The organism is Candidatus Binataceae bacterium (assembly GCA_035508495.1).
Taxonomy (GTDB): domain Bacteria; phylum Desulfobacterota; class Binatia; order Binatales; family Binataceae; genus JASHPB01.
Map to the genome: position 1 here is coordinate 1 of DATJMX010000004.1, position 3,799 is coordinate 3,799.

The window sequence follows — 3,799 nt, forward strand, 5'->3', positions numbered from 1 at the left end:
CGGGTCCCACTCGAAGCTTGGGCTCACCCTCAGAAGTATATCCTACGTATGGGACATGCGCCATACGCTGGTATGGGTGAATGGGCTGACCTCTAACTACTAATTCGGCGACCTAAGTGTCGCGATGAAATGCCCCGGTACTGTCGCATAATTTCCGATCCTACCCCTGGCGCCATCCAGATAGCACGCGACAGCAGCGTGCCCAATAGCGGACCGTCGCGACCGTCTGCAGAGGGTCACAAGCGGTCTCCCGGCGGCCGCTTATTCGAGCGGATTCAGCACCCGCACGTCGAAACGGGAGAAGTCCCGCACGTAGGCCACCACCTTCGGATTCGGGCGCGGCTTGCGCGACGACGCGATCGCACTGCGTGAGAATGTTCATCGCGACCGTCAGGGTAGGGTGTAAGCGTCCGGTTATCGCCGTATTGACGGGCCCGATGTGATCAGACGTTTGACGTTACTCGAAGAAGCGTAAGGCGGCGGCGACGATTGCTTCCGGAGCGTCTTCCTGCATGAGATGTCCTGATTCAGGAATCTCAATGAGACGAGTGCCAATCATCGCGGCAAGTTCTCGGCCACGCGCGACCGGAATCCACTCGTCCTTGGTGCCCCACAGCAACATGACAGGGCAGCGAATGTCACGGTATCGGTTCTGGACCTCATCAGTGAATTTCACATCCATCTGCGCAATCTGGCGATAGAAGGCGCGCTGTCCGATTGGGCCCAGCCACGGGGCGAGGTAGGGTTCAAGCTCCCCATCGCTCATCGAGCGCGTGATCGCACCGCGGATATAGGCGGTCAATATCGCCCGCTGGAGGTACTCGGGAACGCCCGCGAAAGCCGCCTCGTGCTGATGAACGTGCTGCACGAAAGGCGAGCCCCAAGGTCGGATCGCCACCGCGTCGAACATCAGCATTTTGGCGTAGTCGCAGCCGTCAAGAAGATGAGCACGCAGCGCTGTCGCGGCACCAAAATCGTGACAAAGCACGTTCGGACGTTCGAGATGCCAGTGGTTGAACAGGGCGGATAGGAGGCGGTTCTGGACACCCAGGGAAACGTCTTGGCCATCGCGCATCTCCGACTGACCGTAGCCTAAGAGATCGAAAAGGAAGACCTGATGCTCGCGAGCGAGCTCACGAGCGATACTTCGCCAGACATAGGACGAAAATGGGGTGCCGTGCACCAATACGACTGGAGGGCCCTCTCCAAGCACATCGTAAGCGACGCGCTGCCCTTCAAAACTAAACACCTTTCCCAGTGACCATGCAGTTGTCATCGGAATCCTCGCAACATTTAACGCGTCCGGAATTGTACTGCTGCGATCAGGCAGCGAGGCGTGGGGACTGAAGTTGCGGTGCAAGATTCCAGGGCAGGAGGTCGTCGACGCGGTTGATCGGATGGTCCGCAATGCGCTCGAGGACGCATCGCAGGTAGGCTTCTGGGTCGAGGCCGCAGAGTTTGGCGGTGCCGATGAGAGAGTAGATGCCGGCGGCGCGCTCGCCGCCGGTGTCGGCACCGGCGAAGGGATGGTTCTTGCGGCCCAGGGCGATAGCGCGCAGCGCCCGCTCGGCCGCGTTGTTGTCGAGTTCCGCGCGACCGTCGTCGCGGTAGCGGCAGAGTGCCTCCCAGCGCGAGAGCGCGTAGCGGATAGCGCCCGCCAGCTCGGACTTCTTCGAGAGCTTGCGCACGGTGGCGATCAGTGAGGCATAGAGGTTCGCGATCAAAGGGCCTGCTCGGGCCTGGCGCACAGCGCAGCGTTCATCGGGAGGCTTGCCGCGGATGTCGCTTTCGATCGCGCAAAACGCGGCGATCCGATCGAGGGCTTGCTTAGCGATCGGGGAATCGCTTGCTTCGTAGATGTCGAAAAACTTGCGTCTCACGTGCGCCCAACAGGCCGCTTCCCGGATACGACCGTTCTCAAAGAGTCGATCGAAGCCGGCATATCCATCGGCATGCAACACGCAGGTAAAGTCGGTGAGGTGTCTGCGGGGATCGCATGATCGGCGAGGACTCACTTAAGAGTTATGCGATGAAGACCGGACGCTTACGGTAGGGTCGGCTGTCGCCGATGAACATGAGCGCAACCCTCGAGCTCACCCCGACTCGGCTGGTGCCGGTTCTTATCCCGGATCAGCTGTGGAACAGGTTGCACCGCCTTGCACCGGAAAACGCCAGCTTCCAACAGGCTTGAGCTGCCGACTGCAACCACTGCGAGAATCTCGCTGCCTAGGCCGTTGCTTTCATAGACAACACCTTTAATTGTTGCTAATGTAAGCAACATGAGGGCCGAGCCGCTGATACGCGAGCGCTTCGTGCTTTCGCGGCGAGCTTTCGTTGAGATCGTGGTCTGGAAACTATCCAAGCCGCTTTCGCAGTCTGCTCACGCGTTCAAGTACCGAATGGCGTACGTGGCAAACGGCCGCTGCGTGCTTCGCTTCGACAACGAAGCGGGTAAAGGCGATCACAAGCACCTCGGCGAGACCGAGGTCCCGTACCAGTTTGCAGACCTCGTTCAGTTGCAAGAGGACTTCTGGGCAGCTGTTAAACGACGTAGGAGAGGCCGATGAAGACCGTTACCGTTGGAGTGTCGTCCCTAAAGGATGTGCAGCGGCGGACCGCTGCAGCATTCCGTGGTCAGCGCCAGGGCGCGTACATTTCCTTTGCCTCCGAGGAGATACTCTGGAAGACCATCACGCCGAAGCGATGGATGATCCTCAAGTCGATGGCGGGACAGGGCCCGATGGCAATCCGTGAGGTCGCCCGGCGCGTCGATCGCGATGTTCGCGCCGTCCATAGCGATGTACATGTTCTGTTGAACGCGGGGCTGGTCGAGCGCACCGACGATGGTCGCGTCCATTTCCCATACGAGGCCATTCACGTGAACTTCGTACTCCGAACTGCCGCCTGACGTGTGAAGGGGCGCCGAAGACTGACCAAGTTCTGCGCCATCCGATCAACGTTCAATGCCGGTTCACAACGGAGGGCCGCAATGATGGGCTCGCTCTCATCCGCGATGAGGCTTTCCTTCATCGGCAGATCGTTCGCGAGAACGCATGCCTACTCGTTTTATGTGATACGAAGTACGTTTAAAAGTCTCTCGAACGATGGTCTGGAAGATTGGAAGGCGCTCTTGGTCGTCACTGTCGCGATGCTTTTCGCTGCACTTGAGGGAGTAGCCGCCGTATCAATCGCCCTCCAGCACCGAGTATTGCTCCCGGACGCAAAGCAGAGCTTCCGCATGCTATGGGGGACAGTCGCCCTCAGCGTGGCGGCCATCAATTACTACACCTTGGTGAATCGTCGTCGATGGTCCACGTTCGAACGAGAGTTCCAGCATCGCTCGAAAGCAACGCGGCTTATGGGCGGTTTCGTGGTTTGGGCGAGCATGATCCTGATTGCTGCAGTTGCGCGATGGATGCTCTCACTCGCCTGGATGCTTCCGGGCTGATCCGAGCAGCGTCACCCTCGCAGGCTCACTACGCCGCAAGAGGGATTGGACAGCGGCAAGTTTGGGCTTGGTATGTGAACTGGAGTGTTGGTTGGACGCCGAAGGGCATCGCAAGCCACTGTCGCTGAGGGTCGCCGCCGAAATCCTGGTCACTCCTCGACGCCGGTTTACAGTCCTGGCCGCGCGAGGCCGCGTCACCCGCAAATCAGTGGTAGCGGGTCTGGTTTTGTAAGTTATTGATTTTTACATGGTAGCGGGGGCCTGCTCCTAAGGTACGGCGGTCGTCCACTTCCGCAGTATTGATCGCCGCAAGATCCGGCGGGAGGAACTCCCAAGTCATTGCGGCAGGGG

General features: G+C 59.5%; 4 protein-coding genes. 2 read left to right on the forward strand and 2 right to left on the reverse strand.

All coding sequences use genetic code 11. The features are described 5' to 3' along the window. Window positions 1–457: 457 nt before the first annotated feature. Together VMA09_02115 and VMA09_02120 are read right to left on the reverse strand one after the other, a co-directional pair. Complete coding sequence (locus VMA09_02115) at window positions 458–1,276, reverse strand: alpha/beta hydrolase (protein HUA32373.1); 819 nt, start codon at window positions 1,274–1,276, stop codon at window positions 458–460. A gap of 46 nt (window positions 1,277–1,322) precedes the next feature. After that, window positions 1,323–2,015 (reverse strand): IS66 family transposase, encoded by a 693-nt coding sequence (locus VMA09_02120; protein HUA32374.1) that lies wholly within the window; start codon window positions 2,013–2,015, stop codon window positions 1,323–1,325. Between the two features lie 548 nt (window positions 2,016–2,563). Between VMA09_02120 and VMA09_02125 the strand changes: the two genes are divergently transcribed. Together VMA09_02125 and VMA09_02130 are read left to right on the forward strand one after the other, a co-directional pair. Next, window positions 2,564–2,908, forward strand: a complete 345-nt coding sequence (locus VMA09_02125; protein HUA32375.1) for a hypothetical protein — start codon at window positions 2,564–2,566, stop codon at window positions 2,906–2,908. Between the two features lie 81 nt (window positions 2,909–2,989). Next, entirely contained in the window at window positions 2,990–3,448 is a 459-nt protein-coding gene (locus VMA09_02130; GenBank protein HUA32376.1) for a hypothetical protein, read from the forward strand. Window positions 3,449–3,799 lie beyond the last annotated feature (351 nt).

Bases quoted from the DNA above. Each gene is read 5' to 3' on its own strand.
- VMA09_02130 (HUA32376.1), top strand. From the start codon at position 2,990: ATGATGGGCTCGCTCTCATCCGCGATGAGGCTTTCCTTCATCGGCAGA.
- VMA09_02125 (HUA32375.1), top strand. From the start codon at position 2,564: ATGAAGACCGTTACCGTTGGAGTGTCGTCCCTAAAGGATGTGCAGCGG.
- VMA09_02115 (HUA32373.1), bottom strand. From the start codon at position 1,276: ATGACAACTGCATGGTCACTGGGAAAGGTGTTTAGTTTTGAAGGGCAG.